This window comes from Nonlabens xiamenensis (assembly GCF_003865345.1).
Lineage (GTDB): Bacteria > Bacteroidota > Bacteroidia > Flavobacteriales > Flavobacteriaceae > Nonlabens > Nonlabens xiamenensis.
In genome coordinates, this window is record NZ_RMVE01000002.1 from 205238 (window position 1) to 230702 (window position 25465).

The following is a 25465-nucleotide window of genomic DNA, read 5'->3' on the forward strand; positions in this document are numbered from 1 at the left end:
CGCAAAAGTAGGCTTTTCACAACAGCTGTTCAATGGGTTTGAATTGTCATGAAACATGCATTAATAGATGACTATTATACATTCTGAATCAGAAGGAATTAGCATTTAAAATGAACGAAAAGAAATCACCAGTTCATTTATCGCCTTCTGCAGGGCCTGCGCAAACGTTTATAATATTGACGCTGTCGGTAAGCCAGATAAACATGACGAAGAATAAATACAAAACATAAAATTAGTAAACTCAACACACTAATATCAAGTGAATTCATAAGGGGGAAATTTTAAGATCTATAACGATATAGTACCATGAGGTACCTGCCTATGAAAATATTAATAAAACTTAAATTTATCACAAAATTTAAGGTTGAAAACTCAGATTTTCGACCAACGACCACTTGAGATGATAATCTCCATGGATCAGTTATGATGATGGGAATCTTCAGGAATAGCCCTGAAATAGCTATTCAAAACCAGTGCCATCCGCTATAGACTGTTCTATAACGGCAGCAATAAGGAAAGCATAAGTGCTGATTAGGTATTATCAAGGAGTAAAACCGCCTGATGAATTAAAATGCTTCCGCTATACCTAAGTATATATTGTTTGTCCCTTGACCAAAGCCCCAGTCCAAACGTATATTCAAATTTTCCTTTTTGTCAAGCATCCACCTTAGACCAAGACCGTAATTGGGTTTTAAATTAGCAAATTGAAACTCGTCTACATTGCGGTACACATTACCTGCTCCCAAAAAAGCAACTGCTCCCCAGCGACTTTCACCAAAACGTTTGCGATATTCAACTTGGGATGCAAGGAGATCCCGATCTACAAATCGCCCTTCCTGGTATCCCCTCATAATCTCTGGGCTACCAAAAAAGGAATATTCCGAAAAGGGCAAATCCTCTCGAGTTGTGCGCCCTACGAATTGAAAAGCCAGTACGTCTCGATTTTTTTCAGAGATACCTAAAAAGTAACGTAAATCAAGGCGGGTCAAATTAAAGGAATTGGTTCCTCCCAGCGCTTCAAAATACTTACCGTGGGTAAACTCGAGGTACCAACCTTTTTGCGCATTCAAAATAACATCACGGCTGTCATAAAGAGCGGCAACCTCAGCGCCAAACGAAGTTGAACCATCATAACCGTCCGGTCGGGTTTGATCAATAATTTTCCCTTCTTCAATATTGGTATCAAAAATATGGTTGTACCTCAAACCACCGCCTATAAACAGATACCTGGTCAACATTTGTTTGAGAAATATGGGTTCAAAGAGAAATTGGGTATAGTCGTATTGCTCTTCGTTTTCTTCGACGGCCTCATTTCCTATACCGTAAAAAATACGGGGGTAATTCTGGAAGAGTATATTTCCTTCAATTACCCATTTCTCCTGATTGGTAAATATTTCAAACCCAGAGAAAAGAAAAAACTGATTGTTCAGGGTGTATTGAGCAGTTATTGGCATATTAGACACCCTGGTTTCCTCGCCGCTGCCATTAAACTTAAACAGATATTTGGCTCCCATTCCCAGGCCAAAATTCGTTTCGGGCGTATAGCTTACTACTGGAGCGACAATAAACTTCTGTAGATAAAGGGTCGAATCCCTTTCCGCTGCTTTGTAGTTGGGATAAAAGGTAAAAAACTCCTTAATATCCTCTATATCCTGGGCTTGGAGCAAACTCCCTCCAAATATAAGCGTGGTGAATAAAAACAGATTACGTATAATATTTTTCAAATGAATAGGCCTTTACTTGGCAATTTAGGTGCTGAAAAAGAATTCCAGCTTCTGATTAACCTATATTTAATATCCCGATGCTGCTTTTATGATTTCCCAAACATCTTCGCTGGTATATTTAGTGAGGTGGCGTATTTCGCTTGAAGCGAAAAAACAGGTTACTGCCTATCCCACAACTCCCAGTGTTTTTGAAAATCAGAAGACTGGGGAAGATTGGTTTTTGCCTTGTCCACTACTTTAAGCCATTTTAATTGTTGCGGACTCAAATACTGCTTGGCAGATTTACCTTGTCCCAAGGCTGTATTCATTTTGGTACGTTGTACTACAGACAGTGGCAAACGGGCGTAGTCGGTGCGTCGCAAATAATAATCTTCATCTTGTTGCGCAGCTTTAAAAGAACCTTCAGGCACCGCTTTCATACTTTTTTGTTGAGCAAACTTATCCAAAGTCAATTTGTTGGTCATTTGGGTGTCATAGGTAACCCGTACTACCTCGCTACCACCTGAGAAACCAGCTTCTGTTTGAAGAACGCCTTTTTGGCTGCCCAGCTCCTTCTCTCCTGTCCAAAAACAATACATCTGATAGGTGGCTTGTTCGGTGTTTCCCAAGGCGCCAATTTCCTGACCTAGCAGCTCAAAATACAGGGGAATATTGCGCTTTTGTTGTTCCAATACCTGGCGCATTGCCTGATAAAGACCTCGGGCGGTATAATTTCCTGCTACACGCTGAATCAATGGCTTACCCTGTGGATCTACAATTTGTACGACAGGGTTGTTCCATGCGCTTTCGCGAAAGCGTTCCAACACCTCCCGATCAGCACCACCTCTGTTATTATAAATCGCCAAGGGTATGAATTCATTTTCAATCGCCTCAGTCATTAACGGATGACTCAACACATCTTTTCCATAATTTTTACAGGTGGAACATCCGGGAACTTCCTGAAACAATATCAGTATGGGTTTACCGGTGGCAGCTGATTCTTGCAGCGCTACCTCATAATTTCTCCACCAGGATACCCTACCCAATTCTTCAGGTTGTTTATACGGCTCCGTTCGGGTCTGTCCTACAGCGGAAGTAACAGTGATCAAGCCTACTAGCAGTACCAAATAATATCTCATAGCCTTTGATTTGAATACTAAAATATGGCATGAATATCCCATAAAGTTCACAGCGAAATATCTATTGGTTGATATTTAGAGCCCGGTTGGAATTTGCAATGGTCCATTTAACCATTTGCTCGCCGCTATGATCTTGTCGGTGATTGGTTTTTCTCCTCATGGAATCTATCCTGCACCCAATATGGCAATTCTCCATTTTTTGTATCAGCCGTACTGTGCCTGATGTTCTTTGAAGAAATGCCTACGATAAAATGAACAAGGCCTGCAACATGTGCTGTGGAAGCATAATTTTATCTCGACTGAGCTTTCTAATTAGCAGGACGAGCAGATTTTTTCAGAATTTTATCCATACAGTTCATGCCGTCAATTGCTGCACTGATAATACCTCCCGCATAGCCAGCTCCCTCTGCACAAGGATATAAACCTTGAATTTCAACATGTTCCAAACTATCGGCATTTCTGGGAATAGCAACTGGCGAACTTGTTCTGCTCTCTGGTGCATGCAAGACAGCTTCATTGGTGTAATAGCCTTTCATTTTTTTGCCAAAAGCAACAAAAGCTTTGGCAAGTCGGCTGGCAATCATCTCAGGTAAGACTTGATTCAGGTCTGCAGCTACTAGACCCGGGTGATAAGAAGTCTTGGGAAGGTCTTTGGACAAACGGCCCTCGACAAAATCAATCATACGTTGTGCTGGAACCTGTTGGGTCATTCCACCGGCTTTCCAGCAATCGTATTCAACTTGCTTTTGAAAATTAAGACAGACAAACGGATCATCTGGATGGTAGCCTGGCAAATCCTCGGGATGTAAGCTCACAACAATACCTGAATTGGAATATGGATTATTGCGTTTACTTGGGCTCCAGCCATTGGTGACCACTTCTTCCTTATCAGTAGCGCAGGGTGCAATTATTCCACCCGGACACATACAAAAGGAATACACACCCATTCCATCTACCTGCTCTACCAGACTATAACTGGCTGGAGGTAAATATGGGTTTTGGTCATCGCCATGGTATTGGATCCTATCGATCAAGGATTGTTGATGCTCGATCCGCACACCTAAAGCAAATGGTTTGGCTTCAATACGGATACCTCTTTTGTGCAGCAGGTAGAAAATATCTCTGGCGCTATGTCCTGTCGCCAACACTAGATGCTCTACCTCATGCCATTCTGTGTCATTTATTTGTATGCCCTGAATTTGCCCATCCTCATGTTTGATATCTGTGAGTTTGGATTCAAAATGCACACTGCCACCACAGGCAATAATGCGCTCCCTCATACGGGTAATGATCTGAGGCAATTTATTCGTTCCTATATGTGGGTGGGCATCTACCAGAATATCTGGTGTTGCGCCAAAGTCGACCAACCATTGCATCGACTTAAGTACATTCCCGCGCTTTTTGGAACGCGTATAAAGCTTACCGTCGCTATACGTACCTGCTCCTCCCTCTCCAAAACAGTAATTGGATTCTGGATTTACACGTTGCTCTTTTGTGATGGCAGCGAGATCTCGACGTCTAGACCTTACGTCCTTCCCTCTTTCAAAAATGATGGGACGTAATCCGCCTTCAATCGCTCTCAAAGCCGCATATAGACCGGCTGGACCTGCTCCGATAATATAAACAGGGCGAGCTGAACAAACATCCTGCCCTTGGAAACGCACTGGATCTGGTAAGGATTCGTCTGACATCCACAATTCGATCTGCAGATTATACTTAACCTGGCGCTGCCTGGCATCAATGGAGCGTTTTCTAATTCTCCATCGCTGAAAATTTGAGCGATCCACCCCAGATTTTTTACATACTTTATCCAGAATCAGTCGCTCGTCCTGCAATTGATGAGGTAAAACTGTGATTTGTACGAGCTGGCTCATAAAAAGAACATGGATGGGGTTACATCACCAATTGGCGTCCTAGGTGTATTTTTTCAACTGCTCTAGTTGCTTTTCAATGGCAGATTTAAATTCTCCCTTCATACGTTGGATGAGTTGGCCCGCAGGCATACTGTCCTTTACGGTAGCACTACCTTGACCTGCGCTCCAAATCGTTTTCCAGGCTTTGGCCTCGGTATCCATTTCTTTCCCGAAATCTATTTTTCCGGTGGCTTTGAGTTGTTCTTCTGTGATCCCAGCTGCTTGAAGACTGGCTCCTAAGAAGTTGGCATCCACCCCAGAAATAGCCGCGGTATAAACGATATCGCTACAACCAGCTTCTATAATCATATTCCGGTATTCTTCCGTTGCCTTGGACTCTGTAGTATTGATAAAACGGGTTCCCATATAAGCAAGGTCAGCTCCCATTTGTAGGGCACTGGCCACGTCCTGTCCAGAACTCATTGCTCCGGAAAGGATGATCATTCCGTTGAAAAATTCTTTGGTTTCTCGGATAAACGGCATGGGATTTAACGTACCTGCATGACCACCGGCTCCAGCACAGACTAAAATTAAACCGTCCACACCAGCCTGCTGGGCTTTCTGCGCATGTCGTTTTTTAATGACATCATGAAATACGAGTCCGCCGTAGCTATGTACAGCATTTACTACGTCACTTACAGCTCCCAAAGAAGTAATTATCAGGGGAACCTGATGCTTTATACATAGCTTAAGATCAGCTTCTAAACGAGGGTTGCTACCATGTACAATCAAGTTGACACCAAAAGGTGCTGCTTTATTTCCCGTTTCCTTTTCCCATGAAGACAAGGTAGTTTTGATCTCAATCAGCCATTCTTCAAATCCTTCACTACTGCGTTGATTCAAGGCAGGAAATGTGCCCACGATTCCGTTTTTACAACATTCAATCACCAATTGCGGTCCTGAAATCAAAAACATCGGTGCGGCAATAACGGGTAGAGATAGACGATCTGTGAGCTCTTGGGTTGTCATGGGTCTAATTTTCTTCAAATTTAAGAAAGACTTGCAGCCCGTTGGTAGCAATTTCCATAAAAGATAGAAGTTTGGGCTAACGTTATAATTTACATAAATGATGTAATGCAACTTGGTGCTTTGTCTTTGGCTGCTATTTTTGTGAGAGGGTACGGCATTTTTGCAGTAGCCTATGTCTAACCCGCTGCCTTTGAAAAGCCTACTGATTTACGGATTGTTACTTCTTCACGCCATTGGTTTCAATTGCCTGGCCCAAACTCCTGCCGCAAAGGTAGATCGGATGACTCCCAATAAAGCTACGTTGTCGGGCACTGTCACCGAAGAAGGTACTGGAGAAACCATGCTGAATGTAAACGTAGTTATTAAGGAGCTGAACACCGGAACCGTAACCAATGCTTATGGCTTTTACTCCATCACCCTGCCCATAGGAAGTTATAGCGTCCAATATTCCAGTATAGGTTATGAAACCATAGAAAAAATCGTTGATTTACAAGAGAACGTAAAACTGAACCTAAGTTTACGCCAGCAGGGAGAAGAATTGGATGCCATCGTGATCGAGTCCGATGTGGAACGATTGAGCACCAAATCTCCCCAGATGAGCGTCAATGCGCTCTCCATAGAAACCATAAAAAAAATTCCCGTGGTGTTGGGAGAAACCGATCTGGTCAAAGCACTAACCCTGTTGCCTGGAGTAACCAATGCTGGAGAGGGTGCCAGCGGATTCAACGTCAGAGGTGGAGCTGCTGACCAGAACCTCGTGTTGCTGGATGAGGCTACCTTGTACGGAAGCGATCATCTATTCGGTTTTTTCTCCGTTTTTAATCCTGATGCTATCAAAGATTTAAAACTCTATAAAGGCGGGATTCCTGCGCGCTATGGTGGTCGTGTTTCTAGTGTTCTGGATATTTACCAACGTGACGGGAACAAGAAAAGATTCAGTGGGACAGGTGGTATAGGTCTTGTGGCCAGTAGATTGCTTTTTGAGGGACCGATCATCAAGGACAAAGCCTCTTTCTTGGTCGGTGGTCGCAGCAGTTATGCCCATTTATTTTTGCCCTTATTTGACATTGATAATACGGCCTATTTTTATGACCTCAATGCAAAAGTGAGTTTTACGCTCGACGAAAACAACCGCTTGTATATGTCCAGCTATTTTGGTCGGGACGTATTTGAGGTAAACAACCTTTTTGGCAATGTTTTCGGCAATAGTTTTGTCAACTTACGCTGGAACCATTTATTTAACGACAAATGGTTTTCCAACGCTTCCATCATCTATAGCGATTATAATTACGGATTGGAATTGGATTTTGTGGAATTTGTCTTTGACAGCGGAATCACCAACCTCAATGCCAAATACGATCTGACCCATTATATCAGTGATAAAGCAAAAATTAGATATGGTCTGAATTCGATCTATTACGAATTTGATCCTGGAAAAATCACCCCAACTACCCCTTCCAGTGCGGTAAATCGCAGGCAATTGATCAAAAAATACGCTTGGGAAAACGGAATTTATGCCGACGGATCTTTAAGTCTTTCGGACCGTATAAATATAGACGCAGGACTACGGATCAGTACGTTCAATCGTTTGGGACAGGAAAGCTTAAATATTTATGCAGATGATCAGCCTTTGCTGTACAATCAGCAGTTGGGGATTTACGAAAAAGCCGAACCCATAGGTACTTTTGCTAGCGATCGCAGCACTACCCTAGAATCATTTGTCAATTTAGAACCGCGATTCTCCATCGCCTACTCCCTGGATGATCAAACCAGTATAAAGGCCAGTTACCAGCGTATTAATCAATACATCCATTTGATTTCCAATACCAACGCACCTACACCTTTTGATTTATATGCCCCCAGCGGAACTTTCATTGATCCACAACAAGGTGATCAGGTTGCTGCAGGTTTTTTTAAAAACATCAATGATTATTCACTGGAAGCCGAAGTCTTTTATAAAGAAGTCGACAACCGATTGGATTATATTGACGGTGCTGATCTGATCGCCAATGATGCGGTAGAGCAAATTCTACTGAGTGGTAAGGCACGTGCTTATGGTTTGGAATTGCTGCTGCGAAAAAATGAAGGAAACTTACAAGGTTGGATAGCTTATACCCTATCTAAAAGCGAGCAACGCACACCCGGACGGACGGCCGATGAGCCAGGAATTAACAACGGAGAATGGTATAATGCTGCCTGGGACAAAACCCATGATCTGACCATTACTTCCAGTTATGATTGGAACAAGAAGTGGGATTTTGGTGCCAATTTTACCTTGCAAACCGGTCCACCAGTTACATTCCCCAATGGACAATACAATTTTGACGGTCAATTTGTACCAACTTTTGAGTCGAGAAACAGCAGCAGGCTACCGGCTATTCACCGGTTGGATTTAAGTGCTACCTATACCCCACATCCCGAACGTACTAAAGGCTGGCAATCCAGTTGGGTTTTTAGTCTTTACAATGTGTATAACCGACGCAATGCGGCCAGTATCAGTTTCGGAGAAAATGAAGATACCAACAGAAATGAAGCGACCAGACTGTCTATATTTGGTATAGTACCCGCAGTCACTTATAATTTTAAATTCTGATCCATGAGAAGCTTATTGATTGTTTTGTGCTGTTGTGTTTGTTTTTCTAGTTGCGAAGATGTGATCGATGTAGATTTAAACACGGCCGCTCCTAGATTGGTGATCGATGCAACTATGGAATTGAACAGCGATGGAACTACGAGCACAAGAGTGAAACTAACCCGTTCTACTGGATTTTATGTAGAAGAACCAGTGATAGTGACGGATGCTGAAGTTGTCATCATTGACGAGCTTGGAACCAGATTCCCCATCCCTCACAACGCCAATGGTATTTATACCAGCGATAACAGCTTTCTCTCCGACCGTAACGACACAAGCCAATTTTCGCTAGAAATCACCGATAATTCTTTTGTTTATACTGCTACTGAATCCCTGGAGCAAACCGTACCTATTACTCAAGTATCTCAAGAAAGTATAGATGGATTTGGCGATGATATTTTTCAGATCGAAGCCTTTTTTTCAGATCCACAGGGATTGGGGAACTTTTATTTATTTGAATACAATGATGATGAAAACGCCCAAATTGACATCGGGAACGATGAATTCATCGACGGTAACGAGGCCAAAACCATATTTTTCCTGGAAGACTTAGAAGCGGGTGAAATGGCCCAATTGCGCATCGTAGGTATTGATGAGGCCTGCTTTTCTTTTTACGAAACTTTGTTGCAACAAACAGATGGTGCTGGTGGCCCCTTCTCTACTCAACCAGCGACAGTACGAGGGAACATCATCAACAGTACCAACCCAGATCGGTTCCCTTTTGGATACTTCAGAGTATCAGAGGTATTTGAAGTCGAATATACCATTCAGGAATAAGAGAGATATTTGTTGGCTATAGACCAGTGCAAAATTTGGCTTAAAGCCGAAAAATAGCCTTGTTTTCCTTCATGAAATTCCAGTGGTAACGTGGATCATCTCCGCTGAAACGCTCTACCCTGTTACGCTCCTTACCTGTATGGTCTAAGGCTATAATGGTAGGAAAGGTCACATCGTATTGGTCCGCTAATTTTTTATTGGCTTTTTTATCCTTCATGGGAATGATATCGTCCCTGTACGGGCTGTCTAAATATACCAGATGATAGTTTTGTGATTGCTCTAAAAACTCATCCGTATGTAAAAAATATTGTTCGAGTTTTTTACAAGGGGTACACCAATCACTACCTGTAAAATAGACCAAGATCGGCTTCTTGGTGGAACGCGCTTTCTTTTTAGCATCCTCCAGGCTGGTGAACCAATTCAAATGTGGTTCTTCTTGAAGTTCTTGCGTTGGGGTTGCCGAGGTGGCCACAGCCATTTCCTGGGCGGTAGATAGAAAGCTTACAAACAGAAAGAAAATAAAAAGTATTCTCATGGATATAAATTTCGCAACAAAAATAAAATTTTTAGAAATGGGTCAATAATCCTGCCAATTGCTAAACGTAGGAGATCATTTCTTGTTGTTGACGACGTACTTTTTTCATTTGGGACATCAAATCTTCTTCAGATCTATAGCCGACGGGTAAAAGTAAAGTGCTTTCTAAGCCCAATTTCTCCAATCCCAACAGCTGGTTGATTTTTTTTGGCTCAAAGCCTTCCATCGGACAAGAATCAATTTTTTCCATGGCGCAAACCGTGAGTAGATTCCCCATGATTAGATATGCCTGGTTCCGCGCCCATTGGCGCACATCTTCTTTGGCCTTATTGGCAAATTCACTTTCCAAAAATTCGCGAAAAGGTTGAAGCACCTCTTCTGGTGTCCCACGTTGTTGCTGAACCATATTGAAATACTCAGTCACATAGGCATCATCCACATGGACGGTGCATAAAACCAAAACTGCACTGGCATCTTTTACCTGTAGTTGACCAAAGGAATGAGCAACCATTTGGTCTTTGATGTCCTGATCAGTTACTAGGATTAGCCGGCAAGGCTGTAACCCATAGGAAGTGGCGGTAAGGTTAAAAGCTTTGGCCAACAGGTCCAACTGGTTTTCTTCCAAATGACGTTCCGAATCAAATTTTTTGGTGGCGTATCGCCATTCAAGACTATTTATGCTGTTCATATTTGCTAATCCTTATATTTGTGATAGCCGGCAGAAGTTAGCCTTCCTTTTTAAAAGCAAGCATCTGCCATATACAAAATTAAGCAACTGTCTACAGCTGATTGAGCTTTACCATAGGATAAATCAATGAAGGATATCGACAAACGTATCGCTGACGCGGAAACCAGGATCTTTAAAGCTGTTTTTCCCAACACCACTAATCACTACGATACTTTATTTGGTGGGACGGCGTTACATTTAATGGATGAAGTGTCCTTTATTTGTGCTACCAGGTTTTCACGGAAAAAAGTGGTCACCATCAGTACGGATAAGATTGACTTTAAAAAACCAATTCCGCAAGGAAGCATTATCGAGCTCGTAGGCAGGATCAGTAAAGTAGGCCGAACCAGCTGCGAAGTAGAAACCACCATTTATATGGAAGACATGTACAGTTATACACGGGAGAAAGTCGTTGGTGGCACTTTTACTTTTGTCGCTATCGACGATGACAAAAAACCAACGTCTATTATTTAATGCGTAGATTTCTCAACATCCTGGTATTTGTAGTCGTTGCTATTGTGGTTGGTATTCTCGTATTACAACTCCATGTAAAAAAAGTATCCAGACCGCATATCTACACGAACATAAAGGAGGTACCGGCTGCCCACACCGGGATCGTTTTGGGTGCCAGTGTAAGACCAGACAAAAGTCTGTCGCTTATTTTACAGGACCGGGTGGATGCTGCCTTACTGGCTTATAAAGAAAACAAGATCAAAAAATTCCTATTGAGTGGTGATCATGGTGATAAGCATTATGACGAGGTCAACGCCATGAAGGATTATCTCAATGAAAAAGGCGTACCGAATGAGGATATTTTTCTAGACCACGCCGGTTTTGATACCTATGACAGTATGTTTAGAGCCAGGGATGTCTTTGAGGTAGAGGAAGCAATTGTTTTCACCCAAGAATTCCATTTACCCAGGGCCATCTATCTCGGTCAAAAATTAGGTTTAAACATTGATGGATATGTGGTAGATCAGCATAATTACGAAGGAAACAGCCACTTTAAACGCAGAGAATGGCTCGCCAATATCAAAGCGTGGATGGAATTGAATATTGAGAAGCAGCCCACTTTCACCGGTACTGTGATTCCGATTACAGGTGATAGTTCGCCTTCACACGACCCTTAGGATTGTCAACTCTTTAACAAGGACTAGTTAAAAGCTGTTAAGTGCAGCTGGCGGACTCTATAAAATGACTATTTTAAAGAAAAATAATTTATGAGTACGACAAAAGATTCACCGAATCCAGAAAAAACCAGTAAAAAAGAGCAAGCCATTAATTTGGAAGCCACCCACGGAAAAGACATCAATCACCAGGTCAAGGACAAGAAGGAACACCATCAGCCCAGGGATACCATCAAGCAAGATGGAGGGTAAAAACAAAGAATATTTGTCTGCCGACAGATATTTTTTTTATCTACTGTCTTTAAATCTTGAAAAGTTGTATATTTGCAACCGCTTTGAGAAAAGCGCAATTGACCTGGAGAAATGGCAGAGTGGTCGAATGCACCGGTCTTGAAAACCGGCGAGGGTCACACCTCCGGGGGTTCGAATCCCTCTTTCTCCGCAAAAGGAACCCGCAACGGAAGTTGCGGGTTTTCTTTTTTACACCACGAGCCAAGCCCAGCTTGAGCGAAGTGGGGTGAAAAAGAAAACCCACTGGGCGCAAGCACAGTGAAGGGTTTTATGTTTGCAAAGGATTACCTCATTTGGGATCAACACAGTTAATCCTTCTCTATAAAAATGGACAATTCAAAACCACAAGCCAAGCCCAGCTTGAGCGAAGTGGGGTCAAAAAGAAAACCCACTGGGCGCAAGCACAGTGAAGGGTTCTATGTTTGCAAAGGATTCCTCATTTGGGATCAACACAGTTAATCCTTTTCCATAAAAATTTACAACGCAAAACAACAACCCAACCCCAGCTTGAGCGAAGTGGGGTAAAAAAGAAAACCCACTGGGCGCAAGCACAGTGAAGGGTTCTATGGTTGCAAAGGATTCCTCATTTGGGATCAACACAGTTAATCCTTTTCCATAAAAATTTACAACGCAAAACAACAACCCAACCCCAGCTTGAGCGAAGTGGGGTAAAAAAGAAAACCCACTGGGCGCAAGCACAGTGAAGGGTTCTATGGTTGCAAAGGATTCCTCATTTGGGATCAACACAGTTAATCCTTTTCCATAAAAATTTACAACGCAAAACAACAACCCAACCCCAGCTTGAGCGAAGTGGGGTCAAAAAGAAAACCCACTGGGCGCAAGCACAGTGAAGGGTTTTATGTTTGCAAAGGATTACCTCATTTGGGATCAACACAGTTAATCCTTTTCCATAAAAATGGACAATTCAAAACCACGAGCCAAGCCCAGCTTAAGCGAACTGGCGTTAAAAAGAAAACCCACTGGGCGCAAGCACAGTGAAGGGTTCTATGGTTGCAAAGTAAACCCTATCTGGGATCAACACAAGTAATCCTTTTCCATAAAAATGGACAATTCAAAACCACGAGCCAAGCCCAGATTAAGCGAACTGGCGTTAAAAAGAAAACCCACTGGGCCCAAGCACAGTGAAGAGTTCTATGGTTGCAAAGGATTACCTATCTGGGATCAACACAGTTAATCCTTTTCCATAAGAATGGACAATTCAAAACCACGAGCCAAGCCCAGCTAGCGTGAAAAGAAGAAAAAGAATATCCTCTGGATCTGTCTTCAGATCAGCGTGGATAAAAAACCAAAGGAGTTACCAAATACACCTAAATAATCTTGACAAGTCGTCAACCATGTAGCTCATGCGTCATACCCACAGTCGTACAGGCTATGACACTAACTAAAACAGCGGGAATAAAATAAGCCCAATTCAATAAATTGAATTGGGCTTATGCACTTAAATGTTTTGAATTTCTATTTTTTGATAAAACGTTCAGTTAGCGTGTTACCATCTGCCGTTGTCACCTGCAAGATGTAAACTCCATCCTTTAGTTCAGAGACTTCGATTTGTTGAGAGAAATCTCTTTTGATCACGACTTGTCCTAATGTGTTATAGATGGCCAGATGTGAACCTTCTCCGTTTAGGACTTCAAGGTTGAGCAGTTCTTGACCTACAGGATTAGGGTATAATTTAAGGTCAGATCCCGATAGGGTCAACTCGTCAGCACCGTATCCTGAAGAATAGAAGGAAAACGGGTCATCACCAAGTAGAGTGATTGTATAATCTTCAACCTCCCCATAATTAACCGTTTGACAGGGCCCAGAAATCACTCCAAAGTATTGAATGACTCGCATACGTGTCCTACCATAGCCTATATTCTGAGGGACTGTAATATCCTCAATAAGATTTCTTTCACTAGTTTCTGCAGCAAAAAATACTAACTCATTGCTGTCGTCAAAATCTCCGTCACGGTTGTAATCGATATATACAGCATAATCCTCTGGATAGGGCTGATTATCCGGCCATCCTCCTTGAATGTAGAATCTCGTTACTTGATTAGGTGCAAAGGTCATATCTAGTTCACGGACTTCAGTAAAATCACTATACCCGTTTTCTGAAGGACCAGTTCTGTTATCGATCTCATTTACCACATCAGGGTTATCTAGAGACTGAACCCATACCCGTTGAATCCATTCAAATTCATTATCAGGTGCTGCATTCCCATTCTGACAATAATTGGTACTTGGCGGGATTGCTCGGGCACCCACGTCTATTCTGATATCATCAATGGCCCAATCTGCTGTTTGGGAAGAGGACAGTATTCTTCTAAATCTCAATTTGAAAGAGGAATTTACGATTGGTATGTATGGACTCAAGTCCACATAATGTCTTTCCCATTGATCGCTCACTGGGATTGGACTCCCATGCCATACATCTATGTAGGCTCCAGGAGCAATTTCCATTTCGAGCGTTAATTGACCGAGAATGCCTTCCCCAGCTTTATGTTCTAAAAAACTTACACTGACATACTGCTCACTCCCCACGATTATATTCGGACTCACCAAACTCGCAGTGTTGAAAGGAGGCTGATTATAGGAACCACCATTGTTCACCGTACTTTCAACAAAGGCATAATATTCTCCATGTCCAGCTGCATCAGGACCAGTTCCAACAGTGGGGGTTGACCCTGAAGTTATCGTCCAATCGATATCATCTTGGAGGCTTTGTGTCCAAAGACCAGGATTATTGGATTCAAAGCTTTCGTCGTATGGGAAAAAGGAAACAATTCCTTCAGAAAGCACGCCTGGAGAAACTACTTGATCAACACCTGTCAAAATCAATGTAAAATTTTGAAGATCATTAGTTTGCCTAGGTTTACGACTGACCGTTATCGTATATTCTCCCGAGGCGTTGGGTATGTCTATACGCTCAAACGGATCCACAACATTATCTCCACGTTCATGAGTTCCCAAACTGGATAGTTTGTAAGGAAAAAATTCCTGCCCATTTTGAGAGATTCTAACGTCTAGGTCATTGACCAGTACAGGTGTAGGATCATTAATTCTATCTACTACAGATCCAGGTTGATCTGTCCAAGAGATCGACGCCATAAGATCTTCAATATTGCTTGCTCTAACAGTAATAGAATAGGTTTGAGATTCATGAATTGAAAGCTCTTCAATCAGGGTAGAGTTTCCATTGTTATTCATCGTCTCGATTAGTTTTTTCATGTCCAACATACCCCAACCCGTATACGTATCCGGACCAGCTGGGGCTATATCTCGAGCAGTGTGTAAAGCCAGACCTTTCAGAGTTGCCGCCGGCATAAAACTACCAGTCAAATTATGATGATGCTCTTGAGCCAATAACAGAGAACCTGAAACGTTTGGAGCTGCCATTGAGGTTCCTGTCGAATAACCATAATCAGCTGGATTATCACGCTCAGAAGAATAGACTCTGTCACCTTGCCCAGCAATATCCGGCTTGATCCTAAGATCGTCAGTTGGTCCTTGACTACTAAATGATAGATAAGTTGGTGTGTCTCCGAAAATTGACTGAAACGCAGCAGCTACCGTTAAACCGTTTTTGCTTACAGTGAGGTTTGATAGATGGTCTTTATCAGTCAGACCATTCACTGGATTTGAATTGACACCTTCCAGAGCATCATTTCCCGCAGCAAAGACCGGAAGGTAATAGGGGGCATTATAAGTAATCTCATCAAAAGCCCGTGCTCTTATATTGTATCGACCTAAATCTGTAGGGTCGCCACCCTGTAAGTGATAAGCACCGTAGCTGTGATTAGAAAGAAGCATACCCTCAAGGGCAGCTTCTGCTGCTTCACGATCATCAAGAAAAGCATCATAAGCCTTCAGAGAAGCCTTTGGGGACATACCCTCAACTCTTGGTTGTACTCCCTGCGCTACAAGAGTTCCTGCTACGTGAGTAGCATGATCATCTGATTTAAACAAAGCAAAAGCCAAAGTATAATCATCACCTATTGTAATTTTTGAGTCCCCATTTGAATCCAAAAACTCCTGGTGGATGAACCACGGATGGTTGGGATCCCACATGTACATGACCATATTTTCGCCTTCAAGATTAAGGCCTAAAGCGCCTCCAGGCTTGACGTCGTCAGTATTGGTAGCAATCTCAGAAGATGTGTTATAGCTAACAATATATTGGGGATTTCCTTTTGCGTCAAACGAGTTCAAAAAGGCTGTTCTACCATCTTTTGTGGTTATCGTTTCAGCAACATTTTTGGCCTTGGCCTGTTTCATCAGGTCAGCATGAGCGTTTTCAGACTTGACCATCATCGATTTCAGCTTGGTCTTATTGTAGTCTTTAGTGTATCGAGCTCTTTGTTCTCTGGTTTGGGCTAAACCAAGAGCGGTACAAAAAAGAAACACAATTCCAGGGAGAAACTGTTTCATAATAAAATTGTTTTAAGGGTTAATAGTTTTAAATATTTGTTAAATAAAATGGGTTTTTCCTTTTCAACCAAATAAAAATTCTTAAAAATTTCACCCTTTAATCCTAGATGTTTAGTAGGTTATAACTGCGCTCAGCCTATTTTCCCTAGGAAAATTCATACTTCTTCTGAGTCAATTTTTTTTTTAAATGATCACATTAGTTTCAACAATCACCTTCCCTACTTTTGTGATTGTTAATGGTTTTTTTAGTTTATGATATCTGCTTCTGTTTGATCTTTATTCTGGCATATCTAAGTTTCTTATTTCATTAGGTCGTCGTATATACAGCTTCCAACAACACCTTGTACTGCTCGTTTGGTTTGGTTTCACAGTTCAATCAAGAGCTGATCTTTTCGCTAACTAGAAAACTCTGATTCAAAAAACGAAAAGGTTCAATTCATTTTTTCTGAATAACTTTATCGTCCCTTCAAAATCACAATGCTTTGATACGTTCCCTTATATTATTCTTAATTTGTTCTTCCTGGATCTATGCCCAGGATATGGTATCGCCTACACCACTTCAACAAGCGATTAAAACAGAGAGTTCGCTGATCAAAGACCAACTGATCAGTTTGCGCCGCGACCTTCACCAGCATCCCGAAATAGCCGGAAATGAAAAACGAACCTCTGCGGTGATCAGCAAATTATTGAATGACTTGGGTTTAGAAGTTCATGAGGCTGTAGGTGGATATGGTGTAGTGGGCATCCTAAAAACTGATAAACCAGGAAAACATATTGCATGGCGAGCTGATATAGATGCATTAAGCACCAACTTAGAAGAGGATCCGGCGGACTTTAAATCGGTGAATAAAGGAGTGCGCCATATTTGTGGTCATGACGTACATACGACCATTGCCCTAGGTATTGCTCATAGTCTGACCCAGCTCAAAGCGCAACTTTCTGGAACGTATTATTTTGTTTTTCAACCCGCCGAGGAGAATATCACTGGCGCCAAAGCGATGTTGGACGACGGACTCTTGGACTTGATCCAACCGGACGAATTCTTTGCCTTGCATATGACTCCTTTCCCCACTGGAATAGTAGCTACAAAACCAGGCGAACTGTACGCTCATTACAAAAAAGTTGTCGTACGCCTTGATACCCAAGATCCAAAGATTATTGACGCCGTTAAGGAGCAAATGCGCACGCTGACTACAGTAAAAGATACCATGTTTGGCAAGGATAGTTCTTTCGAGGATCCGATCAAAGGTATCGTGGGTACTGAAAGTATTTACCAGAAGTATAGCTTTCGCGAAAGCGATATTTGGGCACAACAAGAGGGAGAACAAACTATTTTACACACCTATTATAGTTTTAGTGACGATGCGGCACTATCCGACGCTGGTCTACAGCTCCAAAACCTATTTGACCATGAGGAACTGAGTACTTATATCAAGAGCTGCGATTTTGAGCCTGTTTCCTATGTATTAAAAAATCATCCCGAAACCACGAGAGCGGCCCTAGAGACCCTCCAACAACAATTTCCGCAACAAACTCTCGAGCTTAGCGGTGTCTTTCCAGGTGGCCGCAGTGATGATTTTGCTCTTTTTTTAGACAAAGTACCTGGCACTTACTTTTTTGTGGGAGCTACGGATGTTGAAAAAAACATTATTGCCATGCCTCATGCACCATTTTTTCAAGTTGATGAAAAAGTGATCGGGCAAAGTGTGGAAATTTTTGGCTGGCTGATGGCCAAACGTGCCAGATCTCCACGCTAAAATCACGGTGGAAATTCCTCAACTCGGGTGCTGAGCAAAAAACTTCTTAGGAAAGTAAGTGAGCGTATTTTACGTTTAGCCTATTGCACCTATATTTGTCCAATGGCCTCGTAGTTCAACGGATAGAATAGAAGTTTCCTAAACTTTAGATCCAGGTTCGATTCCTGGCGAGGCTACAACTATTTTCACAATCTCTACCATAAAAAACACCGCTTGGTGCATTGACCAAACGGTGCTTTCTATATCTGGACAGCGATCTTTTATCAGATCACATCTTCCATTGTTTTGATGTTATTCAAGGTATTTTTGATTCCAGACAGCTGATATTCCAATACAGGTTGAGCACCACCTAAGTAATCACTTTTTTCCAGTACCTCTTCATAATCTGCAACAGCAGCTTCATCACCACGTATACATTCTTCCAAGATTGCTTCATCATCATTGCCAGTAAAAGCAGTTTTGATATCCATCCACATGCGGTGGGCGGCTGCGGTAGTACTTCCTTTTTCTGCTGGTTGGCCGTTTAAATCTCGGATGGCTTTATCCAGTTCAGTAGCATTTTGGCTACGTGCTGCGGCCTGACCTACAAAATAATTTTTTAGACGTGAATCATCAGCATCTTTAATGGCCGTACGGTATCCGTTTTCAGCATCATAGTTTTTTTCCAGTAATTTATTGAGCGCATCAATTGTCTCTTCCTGGCTCATGCGTCTGGCTTTTTCTCTAGTTGTTTCCATAGTAATTTTAGTTTTTTGAGTTAAGTAATAATTATTGTGTTATTGACTGGCTTCAATCTTTTTTTCAATTCGTTTCACACGTTTACCGCGTTTGTGTTCCATATAATAGTTATAGGCTTGAAAAGCCAATTGTGCCACGGTCAATACCTTAAAGAATCGCTTCATTTTCATGGGTTGTTTTTCTTTTAAAGATATGCACTGTACACGCTGAACCCCAGAAGATTAATATTCTTTAACAGCAGGTCGCCAATATTTTGCCAAAGAAAACTCCCACAAATTTGCAGTCGGCCATCACTGTATCAAATCATCGTTTTCTACTGACCACTGTCCTGAAACTTTACCATTGCCTTAAGAGTTACAAGGCCATTTAAATCCTTAATTTAATACTGCAATAACCACAGTATGGACCTCAATATCATTTTGGTGTTTTCGATCATATTGATCGCTGTAGTGCTGTTTATAACAGAACTATTTCCTATCGATAAGGTGGCTTTTGTGATTATCGCTTTCCTGGTACTTTTCAACCTCACTACTCCAGAAGAAGCCATCAGTGGATTCTCTAATCCGGCTACTATCACTATACTGTGCCTGATGATTTTGGCAGTAGGACTGGAGGATAATGGTGTGATACAGTGGCTTACCGATGGAATTAAAAAACTGACTTTGTTACCGCTGATCCTGATCGCTCCAGCATTTATGTTGATCAGTGCGACTGTTTCTGCCTTTATCAGTACGACGGCGGTAGTCATTATATTTATCAAGATCGTTTCCCAATTAGCAGATAGATACGGCTTCTCCCGGGCCAAAATATTAATGCCTATCTCCTTTGCCGGAATCCTTGGCGGTAGTTGTACCTTGATGGGAACTTCCACGAACCTGTTGGTCAACAGCATCTCACAAAATTTAGGCGCAGAACGTTTGGGTTTTTTCGAATTCACTCTTTATGGATTGTGCTTTTTAGCCATAGGTGTCGTGTTTATGGGTATTGCTCAATACTGGTTGCCCAAGGAACGTGAGGATCTCCTTAAAGAGGATTACGAAGTAGAGGACTACATTTTCACTTTGCAAGTAACCGCGGATGCTAAGGTCATCGGTAAAAAAATAGCAGATGTAGATTTTCTGATAGACGACTCCACTACCCTACTTAAACTGTTACGCGAGGGCAAAGTCATTCATTCCCCCGGTAAATACATTAGTTTGCAGGCCAATGACAATTTGGTCTTGATGGGTGATTTGCAAGATATCCAGGAGTTGATCGTCACCGAGGGTTTTATTTTTAATGAAGAACGCTCCAAGAGTCACCTGCAGGCTTTCAGTAGGAAGGAAGGTGAGGCAGAGATGACTTACGTCGAAATTCTCGTGCTGCCAGGTTCCCACCTGATCGGGAAAACCTTACGTAAGGTAAGACGTATGAGTATCAAAGGTGCCTATCCCATCGCTTTGCGAAAAAGAAAAAATGTGCGCAATACCAAGGCACGTCTCCTGCGTAAGAACGTGGATGATATCAATATCAAGCCTGGGGATAGATTACTGCTGGAAATGCAGGAACAACGGATTGCCCAATTACACGATATAGAAAATATTGCCATCCTGAACCAACACGAGTATGAGACCAAAACAAGCAACCTTAAAAAGTTTCTAGCGCTGTATGTACTTTTGGGAACCATTGCTGCAGCAGCTTCGGGTGTATTGACTATACTCAGCGCATCATTGGCGGGTGTAGCGGTAATGTTGTTGCTCAACCTGATTAGTTTACAGCAAATCTATCACCGTGTCAACTGGCAAATTATCTTTTTGCTGGCTGGAATGATACCCCTGGGAATGGCCATGAATAATAGCGGTGCTGACCAGTGGTTGTCTGCGCAACTGCTGGAATTGTTTAGTCATCAATCACCCATCATTATTTTGGGACTCACCTTTGGTTGTACGATGTTATTGTCGGGTATTATTTCTAATAATGCCACGGCCATTATCATGACGCCAATTGCCATCGCTATTGCCTCGGGTTCGCAGTTGGATTTAAAACCTTTTATACTGGCGGTGATGTTTGCGGCCAACTTTAGTTTTTTCACACCAGTAGGTTACCAAACCAACACTTTGATCTATGGAACTGGGATTTATAAATTCAAACACTTTATCACTATCGGCGGACTCCTCTCACTGCTGCTTTGGGTAGCGGGAACCTTGATATTGTCTACCATGCTTTAAAACACCTGCGTATGGACGTTCAACAAAACAATGGGGCCTGGGACAGCCTCAGTAATAAATTGGAACATTGGTGGGATGCGATTATCCTCAGGTTACCCAACCTGGCTGTCGCTATTATAGTAATCGTCATCAGTTATTTCTTTGCCAGACTTTTTAGTAAGCTGCTTTTAAATCTGTTGCGAAAGAAAATGAAAAACAGATCGGTGCGCCGCATCCTGTCCAAAATGCTTTTCCTACTCATACTCTGTGCCGGCGGATTCATAGCGCTGGGTGTGCTGGACCTGGACAAAGCACTTACCTCTTTACTGGCTGGAGCTGGTGTGGTGGCTCTAGCAATAGGTCTTGCCCTTCAAGGTACATTATCCAACACCTTCTCTGGCGTCATGCTCTCCTTTATGCCACGTATCAAAATAGGAGATTATATTGAAACCGAAGATCATGCTGGTTTTGTTCACGAGATCAGTTTGCGCAACCTGGTCCTGCGCCGACCCGACAACCATTATGTCATCATGCCCAATTCAAAATTTATCGAAGAACCATTTATCAACTACTCCCTGCAAACCAGAGGAAGGGTGGCTGTTACTTGTGGTGTGGCATATGGAACAGACCTACGTCTGGTCAAAAAATTGGTGACCGACGCGATTACGGCAGACTTTCCGCCGCAACCTGGTGAACAAGTCCAATTCTATTTTACTACATTTAATGACAGTTCCATAGATTTTATGGTCAGGTTTTGGATCGATTTTGTCAAAAAGAGCCAGATGTATGAAGCACAGGATCACGCTATCCTGCTCATCAATGATCTGTTTTCAGAACACAATATTACTATCCCGTTCCCTATCAGAACCTTGGATCTGCCTCCTAACCCCTCAATAGAGATCAAAAATACGGATGATGGAAAATGAAAGATCACTTATCAAAAAACACTTCCAGGACTTGTTGACCCAACTGACGGACGCCTATTATTTTTACTCCCGGAGTTCGGCATGGACAGATCTTGAAGAAGTCACCTTTGCCTTTTTAGGTTGTGCAAATGTTTGTCGTAAGATTTCTATCGAGATCGTTGCCAGCCTCAAACAAATCGACCCGGATGCTAAATTTGATACGGATGGTAGTCTAGTCAATGGCTTGCAAATGGGCTGGACCGACATCAAGATTTCCCTGGGCATTGAAACTCGAGGAGACCTCATACGTATGGGACACCAACGCCTGGAAAAACTTCAACATCAACTGACCATGCTGGAGGAACTTCATTCCAATGAAAATGAACGCCAGTATATTGCCGGACTCAACCAGTTGTTGTCGCAACAGGAAAGGAATCTCCGTAATTTATAAGCCTTAGTCAAGACGCTACAATCAATGCTTGAGCGCTTTTTAACCCAATGAAATGAAGTCTCTTAGGTCTTCTGTTTCTTTTTGCGTGCAGCTGGAAAGAGTACGTTGTTCAATATCAATCGGTACCCTGGTGAGTTAGGATGCAGGCTCAGTTCTGTAGGCGGGTCACCTACACGGTGTTGATAATCCTCTGGGTCGTGGCCGCCATAAAAAGTAAAGAAGCCTTTACCGCGTATCCCGTGAATGTATTTGGCCTCACGATTGGTTTTGTTTTCTCCCAGTACCAACACATTCTTCTTGACTTCGTTGCGATCATAACTTGTGGTCTGCCCCATAAAACCCTTGACCAGGCTGGTGTGATTCTGATTGAGCATGGTAGGAATTGGGTCCCATTTGGCACTAAAGTCCATCAGCGAGAAATAATCAAGTTCCCTTTTGATCTTACGCTTTTGCGTCATATCAATAGAGCTAAACTCATATACCATTGGCGATCGCTCCAAGGTGAAATCAGTAAAAGCAAAGGTCCGATTGTAATCTATCTTGTTTTGATACCCTGGATCACTGGCATCACCGTCAAACATGGGTTCACAGATATCCACTCCCTCTGCACTAAGGGCAATATCAAAACTATCGGTAGCACTGCACATCGCAAACATGAATCCGCCGCCCACGACATAATCGCGGATTTTCAAGGCTACATCTCTTTTGGCCTCACTGACTTTATCGTAGCCCAATCGGGCGGCCAGTTCTTCGGCCTCCTTTTTTTCCTGGATATACCAAGGTGCTGTTCTAAAACTACGGTAAAACTTACCGTATTGACCGGTAAAATCCTCGTGATGCAGGTGCAACCAATCATAGAGTAACAACTCATCGTTCAGCACTTCTTCATCATATACCTTTTCATAGGGAATTTCGGCGTAAGTCAGGACCATGGTCACCGCATCATCCCAAGGCAACTTACCGGTTGGTGTATATACCGCAATTTTTGGTGCTTTTTCCAGCAATACCTCCTGCATATTTTGAGAAGGACTGGCAACCAATTCCAGGATAGAGCTTACTTCAGACTCATTCAATGATTCATAACTCACACCTCTGATGGTGAGTTCGCGTTGAATTTCTTCAACATCTGGCATCAGGAATGAACCTCCACGGTAATTCAGCAGCCATTTCACTTTGGTTCCTTTGGACAATACCCAATAGGAAATACCGTAAGCCTTCAAATGGTCTGCCTGACTTTCTGCATCCATAGGAACCAGTAGGTATTGTGCCGCCGCGCCAGTGTACATAAAGCATAAGGCACAACAAAAAAGAAGTAATTTCTTCATATTTGATCTCATTCTAAGGCTTTCTATTGTTCAATCATGGCAGGTGGTATATCGCTTTCGCGAAAGCGGAAAAACCACGGGTCATTTTTTCAACCGGCCATCAATATAAGCATTCAACAGCAGAAGCTTATCAAATCACGTTCCAAATATAAGCCCAGATTAGAAAGGCATGTCATCGTCAGGAATGCCAAAAGCATCGTCAGGGTTACCCGCCTTGGGGGTATCAAAGGCATCTGGCTTGAAGGTATCATCATTGGCCGCGTTCATCTTTGAACCAAATTCTTCAGGCGCACCAAAAAATTGATCAAGGTTGTCAAATTTACCGAATTGACCTAAGAATTTGAGTCGGATGGAATCTGTGGCTCCATTACGGTGTTTGGCAACTATAAATTCTCCCTGATCTTTAGTCGGACTGCGGTCATCATCATCCCATTCTTCGAGTCCGTAATATTCAGGACGGTAGATAAAGGAAACGATATCGGCATCCTGCTCGATCGCTCCAGATTCCCTCAGGTCAGATAGTAAAGGTCGCTTGGAGCCTCCACGGGATTCCACCGCACGAGACAACTGTGAAAGCGCAATGACCGGGACATTTAATTCCTTGGCCAAGGCTTTTAGGTTTCTTGAAATCGTAGATATCTCCTGCTCACGATTCCCGCCTTTATTGTTGGTTTGTGCAGTCATCAACTGCAAGTAATCAATCATGATCAGTTTGATACCGTATTGGGAAGCGAGGCGTCTACACTTGGCCCGCAGGTCAAAAATGGAAAGGGACGGTGTATCATCAATAAAAATTGGCGCACGCTCCAGGTCCTTAACCTTAACGTTCAATTGCTCCCATTCAAAAGGTTCCAGTTTACCAGTACGCAGCTTTTCAGAACTCAATCCGGTCTCTGAGGAGATCAATCGGGTAATGAGCTGAACCGAACTCATCTCCAGAGAAAAGAAGGCCACTGGGATATTGCTTCCCACAGCGATGTTACGCGCCATAGACAAGGTAAAGGCGGTTTTACCCATACCTGGTCGGGCTGCGATAATAATCAAATCAGAAGGTTGCCAACCACTGGTCAATCGATCCAAATCCGTAAAGCCGGTGGGGATTCCACTCAGTCCATCCCTATTGGCGATTTCCTCAATACGTTCCTTGGCCTGACGTACCAGATCCATCGCTGTCTCGGTACTCTTTCTAATATTTCCCTGGGTTACTTCATAAAGCTTGGATTCAGCTTTGTCCAACAGGTCAAAAACATCGGTGGATTCGTCATAGGAATCGTTGATGATTTCGGTAGAAATTTTAATGAGGCTGCGCTGTATAAATTTCTGAAGAATGATCCGTGCATGGAATTCAATGTGCGCCGTCGAACTTACCAATTGTGATAATTGGACCAAATAATGATCTCCACCAGCAGCTTCCAATTTCTCCATCTTGCGCAATTGGGCGCTGACGGTTAATAAGTCAATGGGATTCCCTTCTTTAAATAAAATATCGATGGCCTCAAAAATGAGCTGATGATTTTTTTGGTAGAAGACTTCGTTGGACAGCAGATCAATAACCTCATCTACACCTTTTCCATCTATCATCAAGGCTCCCAACACAACCTTCTCAAGATCAACCGCTTGAGGCGGGATCTTCCCCTTTTCTAGGGAGATAACTGGACTGTTGCCAGTGACTTGGGAAGGACGGGTCTGAATTTTTTCCATAGGAAGCAAAAGTAGGACTTTAAATAGGTTTGATTAAGAATAGCTTATGATAAGGTCATCAACAATCATGCATTTTTTTGTGTTGACAACCTGTGTAAAAGCCCAGATTTTTTGTGAAGCTCTCTATTGCCCCTGATCCTATAAAAAACCTCAAT

Annotated in this window: 20 protein-coding genes and 2 tRNA genes; 11 read left to right on the forward strand and 11 right to left on the reverse strand. The window is 42.6% G+C overall.

Annotated elements, in window-relative coordinates; translation table 11 throughout:
* Nucleotides 1-566: 566 nt before the first annotated feature.
* The 4 genes from EGM47_RS05955 to EGM47_RS05970 form a co-directional block, all read right to left on the reverse strand.
* Complete coding sequence (locus EGM47_RS05955; RefSeq protein WP_317126868.1) at nucleotides 567-1724, reverse strand: BamA/TamA family outer membrane protein; 1158 nt, start codon at nucleotides 1722-1724, stop codon at nucleotides 567-569.
* A gap of 158 nt (nucleotides 1725-1882) precedes the next feature.
* Entirely contained in the window at nucleotides 1883-2842 is a 960-nt protein-coding gene (locus EGM47_RS05960) for a VPGUxxT family thioredoxin-like (seleno)protein, type 2 (RefSeq protein ID WP_164510827.1), read from the reverse strand.
* Nucleotides 2843-3150: 308 nt separating this feature from the next.
* A complete protein-coding gene (locus EGM47_RS05965) occupies nucleotides 3151-4716 on the reverse strand; it encodes an NAD(P)/FAD-dependent oxidoreductase (RefSeq protein WP_124979875.1) in 1566 nt (521 codons plus the stop codon).
* A 39-nt stretch (nucleotides 4717-4755) separates the two neighbouring features.
* Nucleotides 4756-5724 carry an NAD(P)H-dependent flavin oxidoreductase gene (locus EGM47_RS05970; protein WP_124979876.1) on the reverse strand — a complete coding sequence of 323 codons (969 nt, stop codon included), beginning with the start codon at nucleotides 5722-5724 and terminating at the stop codon, nucleotides 4756-4758.
* Nucleotides 5725-6004: 280 nt separating this feature from the next.
* Here EGM47_RS05970 and EGM47_RS05975 point away from each other — a divergent pair, with 280 nt between their 5' ends.
* On the forward strand, nucleotides 6005-8317 hold the full coding sequence (locus EGM47_RS05975; RefSeq protein WP_124980341.1) for a TonB-dependent receptor: 2313 nt from the start codon (nucleotides 6005-6007) through the stop codon (nucleotides 8315-8317).
* A 3-nt stretch (nucleotides 8318-8320) separates the two neighbouring features.
* The gene (locus EGM47_RS05980; RefSeq protein ID WP_124979877.1) at nucleotides 8321-9133 is read left to right on the forward strand and encodes a DUF4249 family protein; all 813 of its coding nucleotides are present in this window, start codon (nucleotides 8321-8323) and stop codon (nucleotides 9131-9133) included.
* A 40-nt stretch (nucleotides 9134-9173) separates the two neighbouring features.
* Here the strand turns inward: EGM47_RS05980 and EGM47_RS05985 are convergent, their stop codons facing one another.
* Both EGM47_RS05985 and EGM47_RS05990 read right to left on the reverse strand, forming a co-directional pair.
* A complete protein-coding gene (locus tag EGM47_RS05985) occupies nucleotides 9174-9668 on the reverse strand; it encodes a thioredoxin family protein (protein ID WP_124979878.1) in 495 nt (164 codons plus the stop codon).
* A 61-nt stretch (nucleotides 9669-9729) separates the two neighbouring features.
* On the reverse strand, nucleotides 9730-10356 hold the full coding sequence (locus EGM47_RS05990) for a nitroreductase family protein (protein ID WP_124979879.1): 627 nt from the start codon (nucleotides 10354-10356) through the stop codon (nucleotides 9730-9732).
* A 126-nt stretch (nucleotides 10357-10482) separates the two neighbouring features.
* Here EGM47_RS05990 and EGM47_RS05995 point away from each other — a divergent pair, with 126 nt between their 5' ends.
* The 4 genes from EGM47_RS05995 to EGM47_RS06005 all read left to right on the forward strand — a co-directional run bounded on the left by EGM47_RS05995 (nucleotide 10483) and on the right by EGM47_RS06005 (nucleotide 11964).
* Entirely contained in the window at nucleotides 10483-10869 is a 387-nt protein-coding gene (locus EGM47_RS05995) for an acyl-CoA thioesterase (protein WP_124979880.1), read from the forward strand.
* The gene (locus EGM47_RS06000; protein WP_124979881.1) at nucleotides 10869-11525 is read left to right on the forward strand and encodes a SanA/YdcF family protein; all 657 of its coding nucleotides are present in this window, start codon (nucleotides 10869-10871) and stop codon (nucleotides 11523-11525) included. The genes EGM47_RS05995 and EGM47_RS06000 overlap by 1 nt, the downstream gene beginning before the upstream one ends.
* A 90-nt stretch (nucleotides 11526-11615) precedes the next feature.
* The gene (locus tag EGM47_RS16285) at nucleotides 11616-11774 is read left to right on the forward strand and encodes a hypothetical protein (protein ID WP_164510828.1); all 159 of its coding nucleotides are present in this window, start codon (nucleotides 11616-11618) and stop codon (nucleotides 11772-11774) included.
* A gap of 105 nt (nucleotides 11775-11879) precedes the next feature.
* Nucleotides 11880-11964, forward strand: a tRNA-Ser gene (locus EGM47_RS06005).
* A 1325-nt stretch (nucleotides 11965-13289) separates the two neighbouring features.
* On the opposite strand, the gene EGM47_RS06010 is transcribed toward EGM47_RS06005, so the two are convergent.
* Complete coding sequence (locus tag EGM47_RS06010) at nucleotides 13290-16247, reverse strand: S8 family serine peptidase (RefSeq protein ID WP_124979882.1); 2958 nt, start codon at nucleotides 16245-16247, stop codon at nucleotides 13290-13292.
* 482 nt (nucleotides 16248-16729) lie between these two features.
* On the opposite strand from EGM47_RS06010, the gene EGM47_RS06015 reads away from it, so the two are divergent.
* Nucleotides 16730-18004 carry a M20 metallopeptidase family protein gene (locus tag EGM47_RS06015; protein WP_124979883.1) on the forward strand — a complete coding sequence of 425 codons (1275 nt, stop codon included), beginning with the start codon at nucleotides 16730-16732 and terminating at the stop codon, nucleotides 18002-18004.
* Nucleotides 18005-18108: 104 nt separating this feature from the next.
* Nucleotides 18109-18180 (forward strand) — tRNA-Arg (locus EGM47_RS06020).
* 87 nt (nucleotides 18181-18267) lie between these two features.
* Here the strand turns inward: EGM47_RS06020 and EGM47_RS06025 are convergent.
* Nucleotides 18268-18741: a ferritin-like domain-containing protein gene (locus EGM47_RS06025; RefSeq protein WP_124979884.1), complete on the reverse strand. Its 474-nt coding sequence runs from the start codon at nucleotides 18739-18741 to the stop codon at nucleotides 18268-18270.
* Nucleotides 18742-18780: 39 nt separating this feature from the next.
* Nucleotides 18781-18906, reverse strand: coding sequence for a hypothetical protein (locus EGM47_RS16580; protein ID WP_262707057.1), 126 nt, complete (start codon nucleotides 18904-18906; stop codon nucleotides 18781-18783).
* A 237-nt stretch (nucleotides 18907-19143) separates the two neighbouring features.
* Between EGM47_RS16580 and EGM47_RS06030 the strand changes: the two genes are divergently transcribed.
* From EGM47_RS06030 to EGM47_RS06040, 3 genes are read left to right on the forward strand one after another with little or no spacing between them, the layout of a single operon-like run.
* On the forward strand, nucleotides 19144-20949 hold the full coding sequence (locus EGM47_RS06030; protein ID WP_124979885.1) for an SLC13 family permease: 1806 nt from the start codon (nucleotides 19144-19146) through the stop codon (nucleotides 20947-20949).
* 11 nt (nucleotides 20950-20960) lie between these two features.
* Entirely contained in the window at nucleotides 20961-21854 is an 894-nt protein-coding gene (locus EGM47_RS06035) for a mechanosensitive ion channel family protein (RefSeq protein ID WP_124979886.1), read from the forward strand.
* A complete protein-coding gene (locus tag EGM47_RS06040) occupies nucleotides 21844-22284 on the forward strand; it encodes a hypothetical protein (protein ID WP_124979887.1) in 441 nt (146 codons plus the stop codon). The genes EGM47_RS06035 and EGM47_RS06040 overlap by 11 nt, the downstream gene beginning before the upstream one ends.
* A 62-nt stretch (nucleotides 22285-22346) precedes the next feature.
* On the opposite strand, the gene EGM47_RS06045 is transcribed toward EGM47_RS06040, so the two are convergent.
* Together EGM47_RS06045 and dnaB are read right to left on the reverse strand one after the other, a co-directional pair.
* Nucleotides 22347-23531, reverse strand: coding sequence for an asparagine synthetase B (locus EGM47_RS06045; protein ID WP_124980342.1), 1185 nt, complete (start codon nucleotides 23529-23531; stop codon nucleotides 22347-22349).
* A gap of 237 nt (nucleotides 23532-23768) precedes the next feature.
* Nucleotides 23769-25310, reverse strand: a complete 1542-nt coding sequence (dnaB, locus tag EGM47_RS06050; RefSeq protein WP_124979888.1) for a replicative DNA helicase — start codon at nucleotides 25308-25310, stop codon at nucleotides 23769-23771.
* Nucleotides 25311-25465: the final 155 nt, after the last annotated feature.

Excerpts from the sequence above, each read along its gene's own strand:
- EGM47_RS05960 (WP_164510827.1), bottom strand. The coding sequence starts at position 2,842 with ATGAGATATTATTTGGTACTGCTAGTAGGCTTGATCACTGTTACTTCC.
- EGM47_RS05965 (WP_124979875.1), bottom strand. The coding sequence starts at position 4,716 with ATGAGCCAGCTCGTACAAATCACAGTTTTACCTCATCAATTGCAGGAC.
- EGM47_RS05970 (WP_124979876.1), bottom strand. The coding sequence starts at position 5,724 with ATGACAACCCAAGAGCTCACAGATCGTCTATCTCTACCCGTTATTGCC.
- EGM47_RS05975 (WP_124980341.1), top strand. The coding sequence starts at position 6,005 with ATGACTCCCAATAAAGCTACGTTGTCGGGCACTGTCACCGAAGAAGGT.
- EGM47_RS05980 (WP_124979877.1), top strand. The coding sequence starts at position 8,321 with ATGAGAAGCTTATTGATTGTTTTGTGCTGTTGTGTTTGTTTTTCTAGT.
- EGM47_RS05985 (WP_124979878.1), bottom strand. The coding sequence starts at position 9,668 with ATGAGAATACTTTTTATTTTCTTTCTGTTTGTAAGCTTTCTATCTACC.
- EGM47_RS05990 (WP_124979879.1), bottom strand. The coding sequence starts at position 10,356 with ATGAACAGCATAAATAGTCTTGAATGGCGATACGCCACCAAAAAATTT.
- EGM47_RS05995 (WP_124979880.1), top strand. The coding sequence starts at position 10,483 with ATGAAGGATATCGACAAACGTATCGCTGACGCGGAAACCAGGATCTTT.
- EGM47_RS06000 (WP_124979881.1), top strand. The coding sequence starts at position 10,869 with ATGCGTAGATTTCTCAACATCCTGGTATTTGTAGTCGTTGCTATTGTG.
- EGM47_RS16285 (WP_164510828.1), top strand. The coding sequence starts at position 11,616 with ATGAGTACGACAAAAGATTCACCGAATCCAGAAAAAACCAGTAAAAAA.
- EGM47_RS06010 (WP_124979882.1), bottom strand. The coding sequence starts at position 16,247 with ATGAAACAGTTTCTCCCTGGAATTGTGTTTCTTTTTTGTACCGCTCTT.
- EGM47_RS06025 (WP_124979884.1), bottom strand. The coding sequence starts at position 18,741 with ATGGAAACAACTAGAGAAAAAGCCAGACGCATGAGCCAGGAAGAGACA.
- EGM47_RS16580 (WP_262707057.1), bottom strand. The coding sequence starts at position 18,906 with ATGAAGCGATTCTTTAAGGTATTGACCGTGGCACAATTGGCTTTTCAA.
- EGM47_RS06030 (WP_124979885.1), top strand. The coding sequence starts at position 19,144 with ATGGACCTCAATATCATTTTGGTGTTTTCGATCATATTGATCGCTGTA.
- EGM47_RS06035 (WP_124979886.1), top strand. The coding sequence starts at position 20,961 with ATGGACGTTCAACAAAACAATGGGGCCTGGGACAGCCTCAGTAATAAA.
- EGM47_RS06040 (WP_124979887.1), top strand. The coding sequence starts at position 21,844 with ATGGAAAATGAAAGATCACTTATCAAAAAACACTTCCAGGACTTGTTG.
- EGM47_RS06045 (WP_124980342.1), bottom strand. The coding sequence starts at position 23,531 with ATGGATGCAGAAAGTCAGGCAGACCATTTGAAGGCTTACGGTATTTCC.
- dnaB (WP_124979888.1), bottom strand. The coding sequence starts at position 25,310 with ATGGAAAAAATTCAGACCCGTCCTTCCCAAGTCACTGGCAACAGTCCA.